20 protein-coding genes are annotated in these 22,523 nt (G+C 39.1%); 11 read left to right on the top strand and 9 right to left on the bottom strand.

The genetic code is table 11. The features are described 5' to 3' along the window. Nucleotides 1–273: 273 nt before the first annotated feature. The 4 genes from QZ289_RS04355 to QZ289_RS04340 form a co-directional block, all read right to left on the bottom strand. Nucleotides 274–1,149, bottom strand: coding sequence for a hypothetical protein (locus QZ289_RS04355; RefSeq protein WP_295699612.1), 876 nt, complete (start codon nucleotides 1,147–1,149; stop codon nucleotides 274–276). A 421-nt stretch (nucleotides 1,150–1,570) separates the two neighbouring features. Beyond that, nucleotides 1,571–2,365, bottom strand: a complete 795-nt coding sequence (locus QZ289_RS04350) for a hypothetical protein (protein ID WP_295699609.1) — start codon at nucleotides 2,363–2,365, stop codon at nucleotides 1,571–1,573. Between the two features lie 955 nt (nucleotides 2,366–3,320). Further along, nucleotides 3,321–4,421 carry a P-loop NTPase gene (locus tag QZ289_RS04345; RefSeq protein ID WP_295699606.1) on the bottom strand — a complete coding sequence of 367 codons (1,101 nt, stop codon included), beginning with the start codon at nucleotides 4,419–4,421 and terminating at the stop codon, nucleotides 3,321–3,323. A gap of 94 nt (nucleotides 4,422–4,515) precedes the next feature. Then, the gene (locus QZ289_RS04340) at nucleotides 4,516–4,908 is read right to left on the bottom strand and encodes a DoxX family protein (protein ID WP_295699604.1); all 393 of its coding nucleotides are present in this window, start codon (nucleotides 4,906–4,908) and stop codon (nucleotides 4,516–4,518) included. Between the two features lie 322 nt (nucleotides 4,909–5,230). Here QZ289_RS04340 and QZ289_RS04335 point away from each other — a divergent pair, with 322 nt between their 5' ends. The 3 genes from QZ289_RS04335 (at nucleotide 5,231) to QZ289_RS04325 (ending at nucleotide 7,558) form a co-directional block, all read left to right on the top strand. Next, a complete protein-coding gene (locus tag QZ289_RS04335) occupies nucleotides 5,231–5,509 on the top strand; it encodes a DUF362 domain-containing protein (protein WP_295699603.1) in 279 nt (92 codons plus the stop codon). Nucleotides 5,510–5,792: 283 nt separating this feature from the next. After that, nucleotides 5,793–6,854, top strand: a complete 1,062-nt coding sequence (locus QZ289_RS04330; protein ID WP_295699600.1) for an AI-2E family transporter — start codon at nucleotides 5,793–5,795, stop codon at nucleotides 6,852–6,854. 68 nt (nucleotides 6,855–6,922) lie between these two features. Beyond that, complete coding sequence (locus QZ289_RS04325; RefSeq protein WP_295699598.1) at nucleotides 6,923–7,558, top strand: HAD family hydrolase; 636 nt, start codon at nucleotides 6,923–6,925, stop codon at nucleotides 7,556–7,558. 13 nt (nucleotides 7,559–7,571) lie between these two features. Here QZ289_RS04325 and QZ289_RS04320 read toward each other — a convergent pair whose 3' ends face one another. The 5 genes from QZ289_RS04320 to gyrA form a co-directional block, all read right to left on the bottom strand. Continuing rightward, on the bottom strand, nucleotides 7,572–8,945 hold the full coding sequence (locus tag QZ289_RS04320) for a UDP-glucose/GDP-mannose dehydrogenase family protein (protein ID WP_295699594.1): 1,374 nt from the start codon (nucleotides 8,943–8,945) through the stop codon (nucleotides 7,572–7,574). A gap of 9 nt (nucleotides 8,946–8,954) precedes the next feature. Next, the gene (locus QZ289_RS04315) at nucleotides 8,955–9,506 is read right to left on the bottom strand and encodes a hypothetical protein (protein WP_295699591.1); all 552 of its coding nucleotides are present in this window, start codon (nucleotides 9,504–9,506) and stop codon (nucleotides 8,955–8,957) included. A gap of 264 nt (nucleotides 9,507–9,770) precedes the next feature. Next, complete coding sequence (locus QZ289_RS04310; protein WP_295699589.1) at nucleotides 9,771–11,093, bottom strand: sigma-54 dependent transcriptional regulator; 1,323 nt, start codon at nucleotides 11,091–11,093, stop codon at nucleotides 9,771–9,773. Further along, a complete protein-coding gene (locus QZ289_RS04305; protein WP_295699588.1) occupies nucleotides 11,090–11,605 on the bottom strand; it encodes a hypothetical protein in 516 nt (171 codons plus the stop codon). The genes QZ289_RS04310 and QZ289_RS04305 overlap by 4 nt, the downstream gene beginning before the upstream one ends. Further along, nucleotides 11,568–14,045 carry a DNA topoisomerase (ATP-hydrolyzing) subunit A gene (gyrA, locus tag QZ289_RS04300; RefSeq protein ID WP_295699586.1) on the bottom strand — a complete coding sequence of 826 codons (2,478 nt, stop codon included), beginning with the start codon at nucleotides 14,043–14,045 and terminating at the stop codon, nucleotides 11,568–11,570. Before gyrA ends, QZ289_RS04305 begins: the two co-directional genes overlap by 38 nt. A gap of 112 nt (nucleotides 14,046–14,157) precedes the next feature. On the opposite strand from gyrA, the gene QZ289_RS04295 reads away from it, so the two are divergent. From QZ289_RS04295 to QZ289_RS04260, 8 genes are all read left to right on the top strand, one after another. Then, nucleotides 14,158–14,682 (top strand): LysE family translocator, encoded by a 525-nt coding sequence (locus QZ289_RS04295; RefSeq protein ID WP_295699585.1) that lies wholly within the window; start codon nucleotides 14,158–14,160, stop codon nucleotides 14,680–14,682. A 255-nt stretch (nucleotides 14,683–14,937) separates the two neighbouring features. After that, the gene (pyrH, locus tag QZ289_RS04290) at nucleotides 14,938–15,648 is read left to right on the top strand and encodes a UMP kinase (protein WP_295699583.1); all 711 of its coding nucleotides are present in this window, start codon (nucleotides 14,938–14,940) and stop codon (nucleotides 15,646–15,648) included. Nucleotides 15,649–15,725: 77 nt separating this feature from the next. Further along, the gene (locus QZ289_RS04285) at nucleotides 15,726–15,950 is read left to right on the top strand and encodes a DNA-directed RNA polymerase subunit omega (RefSeq protein ID WP_295699581.1); all 225 of its coding nucleotides are present in this window, start codon (nucleotides 15,726–15,728) and stop codon (nucleotides 15,948–15,950) included. A gap of 9 nt (nucleotides 15,951–15,959) precedes the next feature. After that, nucleotides 15,960–18,110 (top strand): RelA/SpoT family protein, encoded by a 2,151-nt coding sequence (locus tag QZ289_RS04280; protein ID WP_295699579.1) that lies wholly within the window; start codon nucleotides 15,960–15,962, stop codon nucleotides 18,108–18,110. Between the two features lie 11 nt (nucleotides 18,111–18,121). After that, nucleotides 18,122–19,378 carry a tyrosine--tRNA ligase gene (tyrS, locus tag QZ289_RS04275; RefSeq protein WP_295699577.1) on the top strand — a complete coding sequence of 419 codons (1,257 nt, stop codon included), beginning with the start codon at nucleotides 18,122–18,124 and terminating at the stop codon, nucleotides 19,376–19,378. After that, nucleotides 19,338–20,423 carry a nitronate monooxygenase gene (locus QZ289_RS04270; RefSeq protein ID WP_295699575.1) on the top strand — a complete coding sequence of 362 codons (1,086 nt, stop codon included), beginning with the start codon at nucleotides 19,338–19,340 and terminating at the stop codon, nucleotides 20,421–20,423. The genes tyrS and QZ289_RS04270 overlap by 41 nt, the downstream gene beginning before the upstream one ends. Nucleotides 20,424–20,431: 8 nt before the next feature. Further along, a complete protein-coding gene (locus QZ289_RS04265) occupies nucleotides 20,432–21,646 on the top strand; it encodes an N-acetylmuramoyl-L-alanine amidase (protein ID WP_295699573.1) in 1,215 nt (404 codons plus the stop codon). A gap of 17 nt (nucleotides 21,647–21,663) precedes the next feature. Then, nucleotides 21,664–22,521: a hypothetical protein gene (locus tag QZ289_RS04260; RefSeq protein WP_295699572.1), complete on the top strand. Its 858-nt coding sequence runs from the start codon at nucleotides 21,664–21,666 to the stop codon at nucleotides 22,519–22,521. Nucleotides 22,522–22,523 lie beyond the last annotated feature (2 nt).

Raw genomic sequence — 22,523 nt, 5'->3', positions numbered from 1 at the left:
AAAAAAATTAATGCACTTTTTCTTATTGATGAAAATAAATAGAGTAGGATACGCAATAAGAGCTTATGTATTGCTTAATTGTTTAAGCAAAGCGTTGCTCAAAGTAATCTTAAAACAATGCTTCAAGCTCTCTATTTTTTACGCTTTTGGGTTGAGAAGCAAAGCTTAGAAGCTCTGTGTATGTTGTATATTGGGGGGGGCAATTAAGGTATAGCTATTATTGCCGGATGCTGCTCTGCTATTTTGTTTGATGTTATCCAAGGGGCTTCAACTTTAACAAACTTTACCAATAGTGGCACTATAACAGGCTCTAGTGGTGATTCTAACAGTATTAGAAGTATATACACCATTTTGATTAGTAAGAGTGCCTATATTTGCGCCATTGGTAATACCTCGATTAATCATTCCACTATTATTTATTGTATTTATCCTATTCCCATTACCAGCAACCACACTAATACCTTGAATAGTCCCTCCAGCATTATTAGTCAAATTTCCTATTTGCGCATTTGTTGTTCTTCCTTCAAAGAATATAGCCGCAGTAGTATTATGAGCCGTATTACTAATATTCCCGCTATTAATAAGATTATCAATCCTTGCATTGCTATTAAGATCAATAGCCCCAAATCTCCCACTTGTAGCATTTGAATTTATGGTAGCATTAGCATTATTCGTAAGGGTAGTAATGGTAGAGTTCTGCATCCATACACCACTAGAGCCAGTTATAGTTCCATTATTTGTGAAGGTTGTTATCGAAGAAGAAGTATTTCCCCTTAGATTAACAGCTTGCCCTTGAGTAGTGGAAGTGAGTGTGCCAGCATTGGTGAAGGTTGTTAAGCTTGAATTGTCAAGCCATACGACATTTCTATTGGTTTGATTAATAGCATTGGTAATGCTTAAACTTCTTAGCTGTGCACCACTTAGCCCTATACTTGCTCCTGTAACGGCGTGGATTTGAGAGGTTCCTAGAGGAGGATTAGATACATTAATATCATTATTAGACTCATTGCCTGTAACATATACTTGTCGTCCGGCAATATTGGTATAGGTATTCCCATTGAGAGTGGCTCCATTAACCGTGGCATTAACATCCACACTAAGAAGGAGTGGAGCTAGGGTAAGTAAAGTAAAAAGCTTTTGATTAAGCATAGTGAGTTCTGCGGCTTATGTCTTATTTGCATCAGGGATAGTATTACAAATATGCTTATCCCGCTGGTGTAAGTGATGCTAGGAGAAAAGCATTTTGTGATAGTCATTTCAACCCCTTGTATGTGGAATATGGACTGCATTTGCAGCCAAAAAAATTAATGCACTTTTTCTTATTGATGAAAATAAATAGAGTAGGATACGCAATAAGAGCTTATGTATTGCTTAATTGTTTAAGCAAAGCGTTGCTCAAAGTAATCTTAAAACAATGCTTCAAGCTCTCTATTTTTTACGCTTTTGGGTTGAGAAGCAAAGCTTAGAAGCTCTGTGTATGTTGTATATTGGGGGGGGCAATTAAGGTATAGCTATTATTGCCGGATGCTGCTCTGCTATTTTGTTTGATGTTATCCAAGGGGCTTCAACTTTAACAAACTTTACCAATAGTGGCACTATAACAGGCTCTAGTGGTGATTCTAACAGTATTAGAAGTATATACACCATTTTGATTAGTAAGAGTGCCTATATTTGCGCCATTGGTAATACCTCGATTAATCATTCCACTATTATTTATTGTATTTATCCTATTCCCATTACCAGCAACCACACTAATACCTTGAATAGTCCCTCCAGCATTATTAGTCAAATTTCCTATTTGCGCATTTGTTGTTCTTCCTTCAAAGAATATAGCCGCAGTAGTATTATGAGCCGTATTACTAATATTCCCGCTATTAATAAGATTATCAATCCTTGCATTGCTATTAAGATCAATAGCCCCAAATCTCCCACTTGTAGCATTTGAATTTATGGTAGCATTAGCATTATTCGTAAGGGTAGTAATGGTAGAGTTCTGCATCCATACACCACTAGAGCCAGTTATAGTTCCATTATTTGTAAAGGTTGTTAGGGTTGAATCATTCAGCCATAATATATTTCTATTGGTTTTAGTAACATTTTGACCGACATTAATTCTGCCTAGAATCGCTCCATTTAGCCCTATACTTGCTCCGAACACTGAATGAACATCAGTCCCACCCGGAGTAGTATTGATATTAATGGTTCTAGCAGCTTCATTACCAATAACTCGCACTTGTTGATTAGTGATGTTTGTGGAGGTATTCCCAGAGCAAGTTGCCCCACTAATTGCCCCCTGTGCTTCTACACTAAGAAGTAAGGGAGCTAGGGCTAAGGATACAAGAGCGAGCTTATTTCCCCTTTCCATCACCTCTTCCCCTTACTTCTATTGCCCTGATTGTGAGGCTTTAGCCGAAGCAATCCACTCTTCAAAGGCAAACTTTGTATTCCAGCTATAATTTGCTTTACATTCTGCAAAGATTCTAAAGAAGATAAAAGAAGTTGTATCTTGGCTTGGTGGATTACTTCGGTCGCTTTGCTCTCTTGTAATGACAGGATAAGCATTTCGTTCGCGTTCGTATTCGTAAGCGTAGTGATTGTAGCAGTATTAAAGGTAAATACACCACTAGAACCTGTTATAGTGCCACTATTGGTAAAGTTTGTTAGGGAAAATGGATAAGATCTTAGTAATAATCTTACTGTTAAGTTTATTGATAGCCAAGTGTTACTAAGATGCCGCACTCACTTTTGGCTTGAGAGTGAGTGTATCTTATCCTACCTCTTATCAAGCCCTTGCATTATTACAATCCGCAAACTAATTCTTTAAGCTATTTATGGACATACTGCTCACCCCTTAATAGAAATAAAGAAAATAGACTAAAGATTTTCTAGCCTATTCTAGCTACTACATAGTCTTGCTTCCTGTGCAGTCAAATCTCCACTTCGCACCATTCAATCCCGAAGGGATTTAATCTCGCAAAGGGCGATAGCCCTTGAGGACAAAAGAATCTCACTTGATAACCGCATTTCATTTGGTTATCAAGTGAGTTTTTAAGGTAAAGATTCTCTAGTCTATTATGGCTACATTGTAGTAGCTAAAACTACTACATAATCTTGCTTCACGCGATATAAAATCCACACTCACGCTCTAAAGGGTAGAGTTGTAACCACTATTGCGTTTGTCATACGCACAAAGTGTTCGCCGGATTACCCTCTTGCTCCACATTTACACATTTAAGCCCATCTCCTATAAATAAAATAGGATTTATCAAGTAAGTTTTATACGGCTTTTGGTGGCTTCCTGCCTCTTGAAGCCCTATAGATTAATGTTTCATTTGTGTAGGCTGAATGTCCTTATTATCGGCAAGATTTTGATTTTGCACCTTGTCTAAAAATGTCGCTAATCGTGCAGCGGCTTGCATATAGCTTTGCGCTCCCTTAGAATCTGGCTCAAAAAATGTTATAGGTTTTCCATTATCGCCACCCTCACGCACTTTTGGTTCAAGTGGCACTTGGGCTAACATTATTGTCCCATAGTTTTGAGCGAGTGCTTCACTGGTGCCTTTGCCAAAAATATCATATTCCTCGCCGCAATTTGGGCAAATAAACCCACTCATATTTTCGATAATCCCTGCGATTGGGATTTTAAGCTTATCAAACATATCTAAACTTCGCGCACTATCATCAAGGCTTACCTTTTGTGGTGTGGTAACGATAACCCCTGCACTCACTGGCACACTTTGCGCTAAGGTAAGCTGTGCGTCTCCCGTGCCCGGAGGCATATCAATCACAAGCACATCAAGATTGCTCCATAGCACATCTGTTAGCATTTGTTCAATCGCTCGCATAATCATAGGACCACGCCATATAAGGCTCTGCCCCTCATCATAGAGCACGCCCATACTCATCATCTCTACATCAAAGGCTTTGAGTGGGATAAGCTTTTTTTGTGCTTCATCGACTTGGGCTTTATTTGCATTGAGTCCAAGCATTCTAGGGATATTAGGACCATAAATATCTGCATCAAGCAGTCCTACCCTTTTACCCTGCTGTGCTAGAGCAATGGCGAGATTCACAGAAGTAGTGGATTTCCCCACGCCACCCTTGCCCGAGCTTACCATCACAAAATGTTTGATATGAGGGGCGATATTTTTTGCTTGTGGTTCTTTAGCCGGTGGGGCTTTAGGGGGATTAATCTCTATTTCTAGGGCTTTATTTTCTGCGATACTCTTAAGATTCTCGCTTATGTCTTGCTCTAATTTTTCCTTGACTTCGGGCACACTTGAGGGTATATCCACACGGATAAAGATTGAATCTGCTTCAATTTTAATGTCTTTGACAAAGCCAAAGCTCACAATATCCTTTGAAAAATTTGGGTAAATGACTTTGCTTAAAACCTTGCTGATCTCTTCTTGTGTCGGCATACTTTTATCCTTTTATTAAGATGTTTGAAAACATTGTGTAAGTGAGTGTTTAGCCCCACCTTATCAATAAAGTGGAGATTATGATAAGTAAAGCTTAGCTTCTAAAGCTCACGCCATATTTGCCCCCACCAATGAGCGCAAGGGCAATGCAGGGGAGCATAAAGAGCAGTTGAGATTCTATCACCCACGCCCCTTGATCATTAAGTGCGAAAATATCAAATCCCTGCACTGAATAAATCGCCACAACCATACCCAAAGCCTCTATGATAGCCGCTATACGCACTTGATAGCCTATGAGTATCATAATAGGCGCAAGCACTTCAGTGATATACACACCATAGGCAAGGAAGCCGGGCAATCCTTGATTTGTTATTAAGCCCTCTACCCCTCCTACACCATTAAGAATCTTGTGAATCCCGTGAAAGAGCATAAGCCCACCTACGCATAAGCGCAATATGAGCTTTCCTAAATCTTGATTATAAGGCATATCTGTCCTTTTTTGTTTGATGTTAAACCGCGCAAGTATATAAAACTTTAGGCGATTTTTGATTAACCAAAATAATAGTTTTTATTTGATAATAATCTTAAATCTATATTGTATTGTTTGTAGTTTTCTTTACCTTTTTGATAGCTGTCAATAAAAAATAAATAAACCCTACAATGCCCTTCTCCCTATATAGCTTTAATATGGGGGCATTAAGGCTTAGGCAAAATATAGATTCTTATTTTTATGTATTTTTTAAGATTAAAATCATTATACTTCGTGCTGGGTTTTACCCATATTAAAACAACAAATTAAGGGAGAAATTATGGCTGTAAAGATTACAGATATTTGCATTGCTTGTGGTTCGTGCATTGATGAATGCCCTGTAAGTGCGATTGTCGATGATGATGATAATCCCACAGGTGAAAGCATTTATTATGTGTATGCAGACAAGTGTGTGGAGTGTGTAGGACATAATGAAGTACCTGCTTGTGCTAATGCTTGTCCTACTGATGGTTGTATCGTGTGGAGTGATTTAGGCAATCAAAATCGCTCAAATATCGGTGCAGATATGAGAGATGGCTCACACCCTGTTGTAGCCTAGTCTCATTAACTAAAGTGCTACATAATCTTGATCTTGCAAGTGAAGGGTAAGGCTTACACTTGCACTATGTAGCCTTTTATAAAAAAGGCATACCCCCCCCCCGCCTCCATAGTTTCTGTTGAATTCCCTCTCACTCCATAGCTACAACATCTCATAAAGATAAAAATTAACTTGCTTCTCCCCATAATAGCCATAAAGTCTATTGGTTTTATGCGCATAAGAGATACCTATTAAGATTCTCTAAGTAGAATCATTTTTGAATTTACACCACAAAGGGCTTTAAGTGAAGGCGATTACATTTTTTTGGCTTGTGTTTGGCGTAAGCGCGTATGCTATGTATTACATATATGAAGCGTATCTAATGGATATTCTCATTGCGCTTTTAATCTCTATCGCCACATTTGGCTTATATAATTATCTTGCAAGATTTATCAAATATCCTGTGATTTGCTCCTTTATTAGTGTGTGTATATTGGTGCTCTTTCTTGTAGTGCCTTTGTTTTTCTTGCTTAAAAGTCTCATTGCCTCCGCTACTGAACTCGCGCTTAATCCCGCCGCTTTTAGTGCCTTCATCGATGGGAGCAAGGCGCAGATTCTTGCACTTTTTGATTCTTTCCCTGATGTGAAAGCAAAGTTAAGCGATGTCCTAAGCAGCATTTCTGCCTCATCGATTCTAAGCTATGTGCTGAATTTTAGCTCTGCCCTTGGCAAATCAAGCTTGGGATTTATGATAGATACGGGATTTATTATCGTATTTTTATTTTTTTATTTTCTTTATGGCAAGGAAGCCTATGCTTATATTATCGAGCTTATACCTTTTGAAAATACGCAAATTGCATCAGTGCTAAGTGAGGTAACAAATACCATTAAGGTTGTGTTCTATACTTCTATTCTTAATATCGTTTTGCAGGGCTTTGCCTTTGGCGCGATGATTGTATTTTTTGGCTATGATGGCGTGTTTTGCGGTATGCTCTATGGACTTGCCTCGATTGTGCCTATTGTGGGCGGGGCTTTGGTGTGGCTACCGCTTGCAGGATATGAATTTTATTTAGGACATACGCAAAATGCTATTATCATCGCCCTATATGCCCTTATCGTGTGTGCGGTGGTGATTGATAATGTGATTAAGCCTATTTTGATTGGTATCATTAATAAAAAGATTCTCAAAACCTCAGTCAAAATCAATGAATTGCTTATATTCTTTGCTATTTTAGCAGGGCTTACAAGCTTAGGATTCTGGGGGATTATCATCGGTCCTGCCATCACTGCGTTTTTTATCTCACTTTTAAGAATCTATCGCAAGCAAACTTCCAAAGAGCCTATTGAAAGCAATCATAAGCTTTGAGATTGAAGAAGAGAGTATGACAATAAGCTTTCTTTTGCTACAATCTTTAAAGTTTTAAAAGGAATAATATGCTCAATGTGATTTTTGATATGGACGGCACACTCATTGATAGCGAGGATTGTATATGTGCAGCGGTAAATGCTATTAGAAAGGATAGGAATCTAGCACCTTTAGAATATGAGTTTATCAAACAAACTGCACATACGCCCAATGTGTCGTGCGCGAAAGTATTTTATGAGATAGATGATTTTGCTTTCCCTAGCTATAAGGTAGGCTTTGAATCATATTTTGATAAAGCCTATAATGATGGAGCAAGGCTTTTTGAGGGTGTGGAGTGGCTTTTAAGAGAATGCAAGAAAAGGGGCTATTCTTTAGCCATTGCTTCAAATGCGCCGCAGCATACATTGGGAGGGATTTTAGAGCAGCATAAGATTTTTGCATTTTTTGATAGTATCTTAGGTGCACAAATAGGTATAGAATCGAAGCCAAGCCCAATGATGATACATAAGATTCTGCAAAATGCGCCATTTGAAAAAAGTGCATTTGTGGGTAATGGTGCGAAAGATAGAGGCGCGGCTAAGAATGCGGGGATTCCATACCTACACGCAAAATGGGGGGCTAACCCTAGCACATTGCAAAAGGACGAGTTTGACAGCGCACAAAAGCTTTTAGCAATGCTTGAAAAAGTGGCAGAGGCTATTTGAGCAGAGGTTTAAGCTAATTGCTTACTCCTATTTGATAATAGCTAAAGCCCTTATTTGCAAGTTGGCAATGCTGATAGATATTGCGCCCATCAAAAATGATAGGATTGTTTAAAAGCTTTTTTATCTCTTCAAAATCCGGACTTCTAAACTCTCTCCATTCTGTCAAAAGCACTAATGCCTCGCAGCCCTTCAAGGCGTCATATTTGCTTGATTCTAAAGTGATAGAATTAAGCTTATCTTTAAAATAAAATTGAGCTTGAGCTTGTGCCTTTGGGTCATATGCTTTGACTTTTGCCCCTCTCTTTAGCAGCTCACGCACTAGGACAAGAGAGCTTGCCTCGCGCATATCATCAGTTTCAGGCTTAAAGCTAAGCCCCCATACAGCAAAGCTTTTGCCATCTAGCTTTTCCCCAAAATGCCGCACAATCTTTTCTACCAAAAGCATTTTTTGGGATTCATTGACATTTTGCACCGCTTTTAGAATCTGTGCTTCATAGCCATAATCTGCTGCACTTTTCTCTAATGCTTTTACATCTTTAGGGAAGCAGCTCCCGCCATAGCCGCATCCCGGGTAAATAAAGCTATATCCAATGCGAGAATCCGAGCCAATCCCCAAGCGCACATCATTGATATTTGCCCCCACACGTTCGCAAATCTGGCTCATTTCATTGATGAAGCTAATCTTTGTCGCTAGCATTGCGTTTGCGGCGTATTTTGTCATCTCTGCAGATTCTATTCCCATCGCGATTAACCTATCGCTTTTGAGTAAAAATGGCGCATATAGGGCTTTCATCACTTCTAGCGCACGGGCAGAATCTGTGCCTATCACCACTCTATCGGGACTCATAAAGTCTTTAATCGCCACACCCTCTTTTAAAAATTCAGGGTTGCTTACCACATCAAAAGCTTGTGTAGATGTGGCACTTGAGCTTTGGGAATCTCCACTAAGAGGGGTAATGCCACGATTTTGCAGAGCAGATTCTATAATCTTACGGACTTTCCTCGCACTGCCCACAGGCACGGTGCTTTTATCCACGACTACGACATAGCTAGATTCTATATATGTGCCTATATCTGCAGCTACGCTCTCCACATAGGATAAATCCGCGCTGCCATCTTCGCCCATAGGTGTGCCTACTGCGATGAAAATCACCTCCGCATTTTGCAGGGCAAACTTTTTATCCGTGGTAAAATGCAATGTCTCTAGTGCGACATTTTCTTTTATCATTGATTCTAAGCCCGGCTCATAGATGGGAATCTCCCCTCTAAGTAAGCGCTCAATCTTTTGAGAATCTACATCTAAGCAAATGACTTTATTCCCCATTTGCGCAAAGCACGTCCCTGCCACAAGCCCCACATATCCGCTACCAACGATAGCAACTAGCACTCTTACTCCTTAGTTTGGCATATTTGAGAGATTAGCAAAAATCGTCCTAAAGGAACGTTTGAGGACATTTTCCTTTTGTTCTTGCGTGATTTGGACATCTTCGCCCAAGCCAAGATATTTCTTCTCACTTAGTTTTAATGTGCTTGTTGCCTTTTGCTGAATGGTATTTGTCTTTTTATAGAGATTAAACTGCACATCGCTTTTAAGTGTTACATTGTCTTTAGAGCTTACAATGCTTGTATCTTCTTTTGTCTGTTGGATACCTAGGTTATATTTGACATCAAGCCTATATGTTCTATCGCTTGATTTTGATTGTATGTTAAAACAACCGCTATCGATTAGAGATTTTTCCAAAATGCTTTTAAATTCCTCTGTGGGTAATACATTGCCTTTGCTTGATTCTATTTCACCTAAGATGATATCATATTGAGGTGTATTACACACTTGAGCGATTTGAATGTTAGATTCAGCCATATTGGGCGAACTTGAGAAGCAGCCACTCATTATAGCCGCAGCTCCAAGCAGAGTAAGATATGGTAGAACAAGATATGATGTTTTCATTTCAACTCCTAAAAATAAATATGTTTGAGTGATTGTATAACAAAATAAAAAATAAAGATGACACAGAATTCTATTACACTTTGTGAAATGCAACTCTTGGCATTTAAAAACATAGGTTTTCACTTTGCTTTTCATTCATATTAATAAAAACAAAGCGCTCTCCTTACTATAAGAAATAGGCTCAATATCGCTTTATTATTTTGGCTGTTTATATTTTGTTAAGTGCAAAAGTAGATTGAATTGCAAATAGTTAGGAAAGAGTCCCTATGAGATTCCATATCGGGCGATTTTATGCTTTAAAAGCTCTAGATTCATACCCAATATATCACTCGTCCTTTGCAAGTCATTTTGAGATTCTAAAAGTGTTTGTTTAATGAGCTTCTTTTCAAGCTCGGCGATACTGCTTTTTTCCGCTGTGTTACTCACGCCACCAAGTGCCTTTGCGCGACTTTCTAAAAATAAATCTTTTGGAGTTATCTCCTCCCCATCGCTTAAAATCCCCGCCCTCTCCACAACAGAAAGCAACTCACGCACATTGCCATACCATTCATAGGCTAAAAGCGCCTCTTTAGCCTCACTGGAAAACCGCTTTTTGGGGAGATTGTATTGCTCGCATACAGATTCTAGCTTCCACTCGCTAATAGGCAAAATCTCCTCCTTGCGCTCTTTGAGTGGAGGGATAGATAAAGGTATGGTTTGCAATCGAAAGAATAAATCCTCCCTAAACTCATTTTTAGCAATTTTTGCGTGTATATCGGCATTCGTAGCAGAGATAAAGCGCACATCAATTTTGATAGGCTTTGAGCTACCAAGCCGCGTAAGGCTTTTCTCTTGCAGGACACGTAAAAGCTTTGCCTGAAGGGTTAAGGGCATTTCACCAATCTCATCTAAAAATACACTCCCTCCATTAGCGTCCTCTAAAATACCCGGCTTAGCACTTGTAGCGTCCGTGAAAGCTCCCTTTTCGTAGCCAAAAAGCTCAGATTCTAAGAGGTGTTCAGGGATTGCTGCCATATTGATAGCGATAAATGGGGCTTGTGCGCGATGAGAATGCCGATGGATAAAGTTTGCAAATACATCTTTGCCTACTCCACTTTGTCCTAAAAGCAGCACGCTTGCATCAGTTGTAGCTACCTTTAGCGCAAGAGATTTGACCTCTTCAAGCCTTGGAGAAGAGGCGATAAAATCTTTGTGATTGGTTTTAGAAGCACTAGGCTTATTTGTTTTATGTGCGATTTGGCGAATTTTTGAGCTTCTTTGCAAGGCTTCAATGAGCGTTTCTATCTCAAAACCTTTAATCAAAAAGTCTTTTACACCCAAACGAATGGATTTAATCGCATTTTGCACAGACGCATTACCGGTAATGACTATTGCCTCATATCGCCCATCAAGCTCCTGCAAAAAGCTCAAGCCGTCCATTTGAGGCATATTAATGTCGGTAATAACAAGTTCAAAGCTATCATCAAGCTTTTTGAGCGCTTCTTTTGGATTCTTAAAGCTTACAACCTCATATTCTTTATAGTCCTCAAACGCTGTTTCTAAGGACTTTCGGTAGTTAATATCATCTTCAACAATGGCTATTTTCATACATTCTCCTTTGAGAGGATATAGACAATAATGCTCTTATCCACAAGTTTTGCACGCACCCGTGTAGGGGCTATCTCTAGCCGCACTCGTGAATTTAGACTATTATTTCTCCCCGCAGTAGATTCACGCACATATACCTCGTGTGCGAATAAGCACTCTAGCATTTGTTCTTTTTCTCGCTTAAGAATGGTGGTGATAAAATAGGGCATATCATCCATTATAGGATATTTACTCGCGTCAATCTCGCATTCCCCCGCTACTTTATGATTTTTATCCCCTTGATAATTCATCACGTGCGATACAGAGTAGCTCTCACGTTCTGCTAGATTATTCCTACTTGTCATTTTGTAGCTAATAAGAATCTCCACCTCCACATCTTCAAAGTTCTCATTATGGGGTATTTCATCAAGTATATTTGCTCCATATAAGCCTACACAGAGCAATATAATTATGAGCCAATTACGCATACCCCATTTATGAAAGGATTTGCCCCTCTTCATTATTTGCTTCATCTTCTTGCTGCTCCTTGGGGCAAACATTTGCATAAGCTACTTTATCATTGCCCACATTGACAATTTTCACGCCACTTGTATTGCGTCCGGCTTCTCTAATGGCTTCGGTATCTACACGTATCATCTTACCCGAGCTTGTAAGCACCATCAAATCTGCATTTTCGTCATTGATATTTACGACACTCACGAGATTCCCTGTCTTTGGCGTGAGTTTTTGGACGATGACACCCTTACCTGCACGAGATTGTAAGCGATATTCCCCTGCAAGCGTCTGCTTACCGATACCTCGCTCACTCACGGTAAGCAATTTATCTGTATCGCTTGTAATAGTCGTAGCCGCGATGACATAATCCTCGCTTGCTTTAAATTTAATACCGCTCACCCCACGGCTTACACGTCCTATCTCACGCAGCTCATTGACACTAAAGCGGATACACATACCTTTATATGTGGCAATAAATAGCTCTTTGACATTTGAATCTATAATATGTGCGGTTACTAGCTCATCATTCTCATCAAGATTAATCGCCCTCACACCTACACTGCGGATATTGCCATATTCCTTAAGGTTTGTGCGTTTGACAATCCCATTTTTGGTAAAAAATACAAGCGATTTATCGGCGTTAAAGTCAGTAGTAGTGATAGTTGCCATAATTTTCTCATCGGCTTGAAGATTGATAAGATTTACCACCGCCTTGCCGATGGCTGTGCGCCCAGCTTCGGGAATCTTATAAACTTTAAGCCAATAGAGCTGTCCTTTGTTGGTAACAAACATAATCGTATCGTGTGTATTTGCCACAAAGAAAGATTCTATAAAATCATCATCGTGTGTATTACCACTGATTTTGCCTTTACCTCCGCGATTTTGCTTCTCATAGGTTTTAAGTAGCACACGTTTGACATAGCCGCGATGGCTCATTGTAACCACAACCTTTTCATTAGGGATTAAATCCTCTATTTCAATCGCATCATAATCTTCCTCAATTTGTGTACGTCTTTTGGAGCTAAATTTTTCCTTTACTTCTAAAAGCTCCTCTTTAACGATACTCTTTAACTTTTCTTCACTTTTGAGGATAGATTCTAAATAGGCAATTTGTGCTTGGAGCTGTGCGTATTCCTCATTAATCTTATCTCGCTCTAAGCCTGTAAGGCGTTGAAGACGCATTTCAAGTATGGCTTTTGCCTGCAATTCACTTAAATTAAATTTACTCACTAGCGCCACTTTAGCATCTTCAGTATCTTTTGAAGCGCGAATAGTCTTAATCACTTCATCGATATTATCAAGGGCGATGATAAGCCCCTCCAAAATATGCGCCCTTGCTTTTGCCTTTTCTAGCTCAAAGATGCTGCGGCGGATAATAATCGTCTTGCGATGGGCAATAAAAATCTGCAAAAGCTCAAGGAGATTAAAAATCTTTGGCTCTTTATTATTGATCGCAAGGAGGATAATGCCAAAGGTGCTTTCCATCGTTGTGGATTTAAAAAGATTATTGAGCACAATCTCACTCATCGCATCGCGTTTGAGTTCAATAACTACCCTAATGCCTTCTCTATCACTCTCATCGCGCACTTCTGCAATGCCATCAATGATCTTTTCTTTTGCTAATTCAGAAATTTGCTCTACAAGCTTTGCTTTATTCACTTGATAGGGCACTTCATCAATCACAATCACATCTTTTGTCTTTGTTTTTTCAATATGCACTTTTGCCCGCACTCGTATGCGCCCCCTGCCCGTACGATACGCCTCTAAGATACCGGATTTGCCATATATAATGCCACCTGTTGGGAAATCTGGTCCCTGCACTATATCAAGCACATCTTCGACATCTTGCGTATTATTATCAATCACAAAAATAAGTGCATCGATTATCTCATCAATGCGATGTGGTGGGATAGAGGTCGCCATACCCACTGCAATACCACTTGAGCCATTTACAAGCAGATTTGGGAATCTTGTAGGCAGCACATCGGGTTCATTGAGCGTATTATCATAATTTGGCACAAACTCCACCGTGTCCTTATCAATATCACGGAGCATTTCCTCGCTTGCAGCTGTCATTCGAGCCTCTGTATAACGCATAGCCGCTGCACTATCGCCATCAATAGAGCCAAAGTTCCCCTGTCCATCGACAAGCTCAAGCCGCATAGAGAAATCTTGCGCCATACGCACAAGCGCGTCATATACTGCTATATCGCCGTGCGGGTGGTATTTACCAATTACATCACCCACAATTCTTGCACTTTTTTTATAAGGGCGGCGAGGCGAGAGACTAAGCTCATTCATCGCATACAGAATCCTCCTATGCACAGGCTTTAAGCCATCTTTTGCATCAGGTAACGCCCTCCCTACAATCACACTCATTGAATAATCAAGATAACTCTCTTTAATAGAATCATCAATTTTTATGTCTATACTTTTATCTTCTAGTAGGCTTTCCATCGTCGCTCCCATAGTTTTCTAAAGGCTTTATTTTAGCCTATATTGTTTGAAAAAAGACTTATTTTAAAGCAAGAATTGTATAATCACAGACCTTAAGAAATGGATTTGTTTTATGGAATATATAGAAAAAGTCATTCTCCTTTGCTTGATGGGATTTTTTGCTGCTATTACGCCCGGTCCTGATATTTTGCTTACTTTGAAAGTAACGCTTCGTTTTGGTATCTTGCAAGGATTCAAAGTGTTATTGGGTATCGCAAGTGGCTGGATTGTGTATCTAGGCATTATTTACCTAGGATTAGTCCATTGGCTCAATACCTCCATAATGCAGTTTTGCCTAAGCTTTATTGGTGGAAGCTATTTGCTCTATCTAGGCTTTATAATACTTAGCTCCACCCCTCAAACTTATGCTTTAGAATCTGCAGATTCTATCCGCAAAGATGGCTTTTGGCAGGGCTTAATCCTTAATCTCTCCAACCCAAAGGCGATTTTATTTTTCATATTTTTAGTTACGCCATTTATCAATGAAGACATAAAAATAGGTCTAATCGCTCTATGGTGCTCGCTTTTAGTGCTTTTGTGTGCGTTATCATCTGCGGGAGTGTGGCTCGAGCATATATCAATGCACGTATGTTTATGATAATAGATAGAATCTGTGGGATTTGCTTTGTATGCTTTGCGTGGCTTTTATTCTTTGAATGTGGGGAGCTGGGTGTGAGGCTTTTTGTCCATTAATCACTATTAACTCCTACAAAAGCAATGCAAATCACTTAGCTCAATTTGCTATTTACTTTTGTGAAAGCATTTCAATACAGAATTGTGTTTGCTAACTAAATAAAATCCATAGTTTAAGCTTTTGCGTTAAGATAGCAAACTTAAAACAAAAGGATAGGATATGGGCTATAAACGCGTGTTAGTAAAGTTTTCAGGCGAGGCATTATCGGGTAATAGCGGGTTTGGCATTGATGTGAAAATATTAGAATATATCGCAGGTGAGATTAAAACGCTTGTAGATAATGGCGTGGAAGTAGGTATTGTCATCGGCGGAGGTAATATCATACGTGGTGTATCCGCCGCACAAGGAGGCATTATCCGCCGCACAAGCGGAGATTATATGGGTATGCTTGCCACGGTGATTAATGCAGTGGCTATGCAGGAGGCTTTAGAATATTTAGGCGTAGATGTGCGGGTGCAAAGTGCCATAGAAATCAAAGAAGTGTGTGAAAGCTATATTTATCGCCGTGCTATAAGACATTTAGAGAAGGGACGTGTAGTGGTGTTTGGCTCTGGCACGGGGAATCCATTCTTTACTACCGATAGTGCAGCGACTTTACGTGCGGTGGAAATCGGGGCAGATGTGATTATCAAGGCGACAAAGGTTGATGGTGTTTATGATAAAGATCCACATAAATTTAGCGATGCAAAAATGCTTGAAAGTATTAGCTATGATGAGGCATTGCGCGATCATATTAAGGTGATGGACGATACTGCTATTGCATTGGCTAAGGATAATAAATTGCCGATTTTGGTATGCAATATGTTTAAAAAAGGTAATTTACTTGATTTAGTGAAGTTTGATAAAGGCATTTGCTCCGTTGTCAAATAGTCTAAAGCAAAATCAAATAAAAAACACGATAGAATCTACAATATTTAATATATTTCTCAAAAAAGTAAAGGATAGCTATGGATACATTACGGACAGAAGAAATTGCTGCAAAAGCTCTTAAAAGGGTGCAAGATGATAGATACATACTTGCAAGCCTTATTTTTGAGCGTGTGAAAGAACTAGGAAATGGTGCAAAACCTTTGGTAGATATGGATATTAAACTCCATAAATTACCTGATATTGCTATGCGCGAAATTGCTGAAGGCAAGATAGAGCTTAGTTCTATTGAGGATAGAAACTAGGGAGAACTTTTGGATTTTTTTGCCCAAATAGCTCAAATTAACGATATAGAATCTGCTATCGCTAGACTTCAATCACTTACAAATATTACGCCTAAAGTGCAAAAAGCCATTGATATGGCAATACAAGCACATCAAGGACAGCTTCGTATAAGTGGAATACCCTATGTGATACACCCATTGTGCGTGGCGTGTATTGTGGCATTCTATGGTGGTGATGAAACAATGCTTTGTGCAGCATTATTACACGATGTAGTAGAGGATACATTATGCTCGCTTGAAGACATAAGGGCAGAATTTGATTGGGACGTGGGACATTTGGTCGATGCACTAACCAAAATCGTAGAGATTCGCAATGAGGAGCTAAGCCATAATCCTAATGATAAGCTTACTGCCTCTGCCCTAAGCTTCCGTAAAATGCTGCTTGCCTCCATAAAAGATATTCGCGCTCTTGTGATTAAGATTAGCGATAGAATGCATAATATGCTCACCCTTGATGCCCTCCCTCCACATAAGCAAAAACGTATCGCAGAAGAAACACTTATGGTATATGCCCCAATCGCTCATAGATTAGGAATCTCTTCGCTTAAAAATGAGCTAGAAGATAGAAGTTTTTTTTATATCTTCCCTAAAGATTACCAAAAAATCGATTCATATATTAGAGAAAATAATCAATCTATTACGCTAAAACTCAATGAATTTACTCAAAAAATTACAACAATTTTATTGCAAAATGGCTTTACACAAAAGGATTTTAGCATTGAAAGTCGCGTGAAACGTTATTACTCTATTTTTCTTAAAATGCAGCGTAAGGGTGTGAGTATCGATGAGATTCTTGATTTGCTCGCTATTAGAATCATCATGCCTACAAACTTAGAATGTTATAAAGTATTAGGGCTTTTACATTTGCAGCTAAAGCCTGTGATCTCACGTCTTAAGGATTATATCGCTATTCCTAAAGAAAATGGCTATCAAACAATCCATACGACGATTTTTGAGGGAGCAAGTATCTATGAAGTGCAGATTCGCACTTTTGATATGCATAAATCTGCACAATATGGTGTAGCAGCGCATTGGAAATACAAAAGCGGAGGTATTGAGCCAAATTTAGAATGGCTCAATAATTTGCAATACCAAAATGACACCATTGAGGAGTTTTATGAACTCGCAAAGAATGATTTATATAAAGAAGATATGGTGGTATTTTCTCCTGCGGGAGATATTTATAATCTCCCCGTGCGTGCAGTGGCACTTGATTTTGCTTATGCGGTGCATAGTGATATAGGCGATAATGCCAAAGAAGCCTTTATCAATCATCAAAAAGCCTCCTTACTCCAGCCCCTTAAAAATGGTGATATTGTGCGTATTGTGGTATCTCAAGATGGAGAAAAGCTTAGCCCACGCTGCACGTGGATTGATGCGGTGAAGACTTCTAAAGCAAAAAACCATATACGGATTCAATGCCAGACAAAGCTTAAAGAAATTGATAAAAAAGTAGCACTTCATATCTTACAAACCATTTTTGATAGTTCATTGCAGACTATCAAAACCTATCTTAAAGAGAATAAATTAGATTCTCATATCCATAGAGCCGCCTCGGATTTGGTATTTCTAAAAGAAGTAAAAAATAGCATTAGGGAAAACTTCGCACGTGAGGCAAATTTTTTAGGAAAAATTAAAATCAATATGCTAAAGCTAAAGCCTCTTGTATTTGATAATATCATTGTGCAGACTAATCGCAATATCAATGAAGTGATTTTTGACTACTGCTGCCACCCCAAATATGGCGATAATATTTTAGCGATTAAAACAGCCCAAAAAGCATATATCCATCATAAAATGTGCGAAAGGGCATTAAATGAGATAGAACAAGGAAGTGAAATGCTCTTTGTGCAATGGGCAAATGAGCAAAAAACAACGTATAAAGTAATTGTTGCACTAGAAAATCAACGAGGTGTTTTGGCTCAACTATGTGGTATCTTGGCTAAATATGATTGCAATATCGTAAGCGTGGATTATGATGTGCTTAATCGTCAATTTTCTACCTATTGTGAGATCTGTTTTGAGAGCAAGACAAATGATGTAAAGGAATTAAAAGATTTACTTTACAAAAGATACAAGATTATCGCATTGAGTAATCTCAAAGACGCGTATTCAAGCTAGAAAGGAAAGCAATGAAAACACAAATACAAGAAGCTCTGCAAGAGATTTCACGAGGTTGTGTGGAATTTATAGGGGAGGAGTATATCGCTAGTTTGGTGGAGCGATTCTATACCACAGGGCAGCGCTTTTGTGTCAAAGCTGGATTTGACCCTACTGCGCCGGATTTGCATTTAGGACACACTGTGCTTTTGCAAAAACTTGCGATATTTCAACGTTATGGAGGCGATGTGAAGTTTCTTATCGGGGATTTTACCGCGACTATTGGCGATCCTACTGGAAAGAGCGAGACAAGAAAGCCTCTTAGCAAGGAGCAAGTAGCAGCAAATGCCCTCACATATAAGGAGCAGGTTTTTAAGGTGCTTAATCCTACGCATACAGAGATTTGTTTTAACTCTCAATGGCTTAATGAGCTAGGTGCAGCAGGAATGATTACCCTTACTTCAAAATTTTCCGTTGCACGTATGCTTGAGCGAGATGATTTTACCAAGCGCTACAACAATCAACAACCCATTTCTATGGTGGAATTTATGTATCCGCTTTTACAAGGCTATGATTCTGTGGCGTTAAATTGTGATATTGAGCTAGGAGGCAATGACCAAAAGTTTAATCTCTTGGTAGGGCGGCATTTGCAAAGGGCATATGGTTTAGACAAAGAGCAATCTGTAATGACTATGCCATTATTAGAGGGACTTGATGGCGTGCAGAAAATGAGTAAATCACTGAATAATTATATTGGCGTTACTGAATCTGCAAATACAATGTATGCGAAGATTCTAAGCATAAGTGATGAGATGATGTGGCGATATTATGAACTCCTCTCCTCACTCTCACTGCCCCAAATTGCAGAGACTAAAGAGCGAGTAAGTGCAGGAGAAGCACATCCTAAAGCAGTAAAAGAACAGCTCGCTTTAGAGATAACTACACGTTATCATAACATTGATTTAGCAAAACAAGCTAAAATAGAATTTGACAATGTCTTTAGTAAAAATGAAATTCCCGCTGATATAGCGACATTTAAATGTAATAGTGGTGAGTGGATAGCCAAAGTGCTTGTGATGGCTAAACTTTGTGAATCTACCTCGCAAGCTCGTAGAGATATACGTGCAGGAGCATTGAAAATCAATCAGCAAAAGGTAAATGATGAGAATCTTACTTTATTAGCGGGGGAATACATTATCCAAATTGGCAAAAGACGTTTTGCAAAAGTGATTATTCATAGGGGATATAATGGGATTAAAACCGCTCAAAATAGCAAAACACACGATTAAATACCCGATTTTTCAAGGGGGTATGGGTGTAGGTATCAGCTGGGATAGACTTGCTGGAAATGTCTCCAAAGAGGGTGCATTAGGCATTATCAGTGCAGTTGGCACAGGATATTATCAAAAAATGCAATTTGTCGAAAAAATTACCAATTCTAAGCCTTTTGAGGCGATTAATTTTTATTCAAAACAAGCTTTAAATGAGATTTTTAAAAATGCACGTAAAATCTGTGGTGATAAGCCCTTAGGAGCAAATATACTCTATGCGATTAATGAATATGGGCGAGTTGTGCGAGATGCGTGTGAAGCGGGGGCGAATATCATTGTAACAGGTGCGGGATTGCCCACCAATATGCCTGAATTTACCAAAAACTTCCCCGATGTAGCCCTTGTGCCTATCGTCTCTTCAGCAAAGGCATTAAGGATTATTTGTAAACGTTGGATGGATAGATATGCAAGAATCCCCGATGCGGTAGTAGTAGAAGGACCTTTGAGTGGCGGACATCAAGGCTTTAGCTATGAGGATTGCTTTAAAGAAGAATATCAGCTTGAAAATGTCCTACCGCAAGTGGTTGATGAAGCGCAAAAATGGGGAAGTATCCCTGTTATAGCCGCTGGAGGCATTTGGGATAGAAACGATATTAATAGAATGATGGCTTTGGGTGCAAGCGGAGTGCAGATGGGGACTCGTTGGCTTGGTTCCCAAGAATGCGATGCCATAGCGTATAGAGATTTAATGCCTTCTGTCAAAAAAGAAGATATTGAGCTTGTAAAATCACCTGTGGGCTATCCTGCTCGCGCTGTGAAAACAGGGATTTTTGAAGCAATGGCACAGGGTGATGCACCAAAGATTCGCTGCATTAGCAACTGCGTGTCGCCTTGTCATCGGGGTGTAGAGGCAAAGAAAGTGGGTTATTGTATAGCGGATTCCTTAGGGCGTGGATATATGGGAGATAGAAATTATGGCTTGTATTTTACAGGGGCAAATGGATATAGAATCCAAAAGATTCAGCCTGTGAGGGAAATTATTGCTGAATTGGTCCAAGATTAGAGGCGTGTATGTGGAGGATTGCGGTAAGTTTATGCCTTATAATGATATGTTTATGGGGTGAGCATCGCATTGTGAGAATGGTTCCCTTTGGTGATGGGAGTCTTAAGATTGTTTTTACTCAAGACATTAGCGATTTAACTTGGCAAGTTAAAAAACTACAAGATAATAAGAGTTTTATAGACTTTGAAGCCAATCTCACTATCCCGCGCCGTAATTTTATTTTCAAAGATAATTCCACTTTGCAAGTAGCTCAAAATACCCCACAAATCGTGCGTATAGTGATTACTACACAACCAAAATCAACTTATGAGATTGTAAAGGAAAAAGAGAATCTCTATGTGTTTATTAAACCAAAAACAGACACTAAAGAAGCACAACAAACTAATCTAAAACAGTCCAAAGACACTCCGCAAAAGCAGCCAATAGCAAAGCCCAATGAAAAGAACTCATCCATAAAACCAACTCCTCAAAAGCCCAAAAAAGAGCAAATAGCTCAAGATACTGCACAATCCAAGCAGAATACCCCTGCCCCATCAAAGGTTGGCAATGGTAAAAAGATAGTTGTTGATGCAGGGCATGGTGGTAAGGATTGTGGCACAAAAAGCGTAGAAAATGTGTGCGAGAAAATTATCGTGCTAAGTGTGGCAAAGATTCTCAAAGATGAGCTAAAAAATCGTGGCTATACAGTATATATGACACGCGATAGTGATGTCTATATTGACCTACGTAAGCGCACAGAGTTTGCCAATGCCAAAAATGCAGACTTGTTTATATCCATACACGCAAATTCTATCCCCAAAGATTCAGCTAAAACACCAAGCGGAGTGGAAACATACTTCCTTTCTCCTGCGCGAAGTGAGCGAGCTGAACAAGTAGCCAAAGCAGAAAACCAAGGTGATATAGAGACGATGAGCCACTTTGCAACGCGATCATTTTTGAATACCATTAGTGCTTATCATATTGTCGCTTCACATAAACTTGCTATTGAGATTCAATCTGGCATTCTTAATGAGGTAAGGAGACAGCATAATACGCACGATGGAGCCGTGAGAGAGGGACCATTTTGGGTATTAGCTGGTGCGCTTATGCCTTCTGTTTTAATCGAAATTGGCTATGCATCACATAAGCTTGAGGGAAAACTGATTGCCAAAAAGGAATATCAAAAGCTTGTCGCCATAGGTATGGCTGATGGTATAGATGGATATTTTTTAAGGAATCATTAATACTTTAAGGATAAAGAATGAATCAACCCACACGTATTAGCGTAATCTTCTCGCTTGCTTTTTTCTCGCTTTTTGTTTTTACCAATCTTACATTATTTATTTCACAATTTTCACATTCTTTTTCGCATTTATTTTTAATCTTTATCCGCGATAATCAGCTTTATGACCATTTGAGTATCTTTTTATTTTTATGTGGATTTGTGCTAAGTGGGGCATTTGTGATTCTAAGTAGTTGGTATCATACAAGCAATATCTTGCAGCATATATTTATACTGATTTTAAGTGTTGTGTTTATGTATCTTTTCATTTTGCAAAGCGTATATGTGCCTAAAACGGAAGATATTATGGATATGTTTGCGATTGAGAGAAGCATCTATCATCGTAATTTTTTTGAGCTTGTGAGCGATTATTTGCCACGTATTTTGCTTATTGCTTGTATATATATATTTTTTGTATATATCCCGTTATTGTTTGAAATTTTCACTATGCGCCCTAGTCACAATAGCCAGCTTGGTAAAATACTTTATGGTATGCGCCCATCGATTAATGTTATCATTGTAATGCTTTTTGGCTTATCGCTGCAGCCCTATTATTTTAGAGATAATATTTATGTGTATTGCGATATTGTCGCTTTTTTAGGAGGCGTAGGACTACTTATATGGGTAATGCTAAAACATAAAGAACTCTTTGGATTCTATGAATATATGAATTCTGCCCTGCTTATTCTCGGCATACTCATTTGCTTCATTTGCACCTCTGTGCTATCTATGTCGGATAATTATTTTAATGCACGTTATACATTTTTGGTCTTAGCATTTGTAGGGTGGTGCGCTGAATGGATGTATAATGATATTGTTAAGCCCATAAAGGAGTAGGT

The organism is uncultured Helicobacter sp., assembly GCF_910577135.1.
GTDB lineage: Bacteria > Campylobacterota > Campylobacteria > Campylobacterales > Helicobacteraceae > Helicobacter_C > Helicobacter_C mastomyrinus.
The sequence above is the reverse complement of the archived record's forward strand: the minus strand, read 5'-3'. Positions and strand labels throughout refer to the sequence as shown.

Coding starts and splice junctions, on each gene's coding strand:
- QZ289_RS04355 (WP_295699612.1), bottom strand. CDS start 1,149: ATGCTTAATCAAAAGCTTTTTACTTTACTTACCCTAGCTCCACTCCTT.
- QZ289_RS04350 (WP_295699609.1), bottom strand. CDS start 2,365: ATGGAAAGGGGAAATAAGCTCGCTCTTGTATCCTTAGCCCTAGCTCCC.
- QZ289_RS04345 (WP_295699606.1), bottom strand. CDS start 4,421: ATGCCGACACAAGAAGAGATCAGCAAGGTTTTAAGCAAAGTCATTTAC.
- QZ289_RS04340 (WP_295699604.1), bottom strand. CDS start 4,908: ATGCCTTATAATCAAGATTTAGGAAAGCTCATATTGCGCTTATGCGTA.
- QZ289_RS04335 (WP_295699603.1), top strand. CDS start 5,231: ATGGCTGTAAAGATTACAGATATTTGCATTGCTTGTGGTTCGTGCATT.
- QZ289_RS04325 (WP_295699598.1), top strand. CDS start 6,923: ATGCTCAATGTGATTTTTGATATGGACGGCACACTCATTGATAGCGAG.
- QZ289_RS04315 (WP_295699591.1), bottom strand. CDS start 9,506: ATGAAAACATCATATCTTGTTCTACCATATCTTACTCTGCTTGGAGCT.
- QZ289_RS04310 (WP_295699589.1), bottom strand. CDS start 11,093: ATGAAAATAGCCATTGTTGAAGATGATATTAACTACCGAAAGTCCTTA.
- QZ289_RS04305 (WP_295699588.1), bottom strand. CDS start 11,605: ATGAAGCAAATAATGAAGAGGGGCAAATCCTTTCATAAATGGGGTATG.
- gyrA (WP_295699586.1), bottom strand. CDS start 14,045: ATGGAAAGCCTACTAGAAGATAAAAGTATAGACATAAAAATTGATGAT.
- QZ289_RS04295 (WP_295699585.1), top strand. CDS start 14,158: ATGGAATATATAGAAAAAGTCATTCTCCTTTGCTTGATGGGATTTTTT.
- pyrH (WP_295699583.1), top strand. CDS start 14,938: ATGGGCTATAAACGCGTGTTAGTAAAGTTTTCAGGCGAGGCATTATCG.
- QZ289_RS04285 (WP_295699581.1), top strand. CDS start 15,726: ATGGATACATTACGGACAGAAGAAATTGCTGCAAAAGCTCTTAAAAGG.
- tyrS (WP_295699577.1), top strand. CDS start 18,122: ATGAAAACACAAATACAAGAAGCTCTGCAAGAGATTTCACGAGGTTGT.
- QZ289_RS04270 (WP_295699575.1), top strand. CDS start 19,338: ATGGGATTAAAACCGCTCAAAATAGCAAAACACACGATTAAATACCCG.
- QZ289_RS04265 (WP_295699573.1), top strand. CDS start 20,432: ATGTGGAGGATTGCGGTAAGTTTATGCCTTATAATGATATGTTTATGG.
- QZ289_RS04260 (WP_295699572.1), top strand. CDS start 21,664: ATGAATCAACCCACACGTATTAGCGTAATCTTCTCGCTTGCTTTTTTC.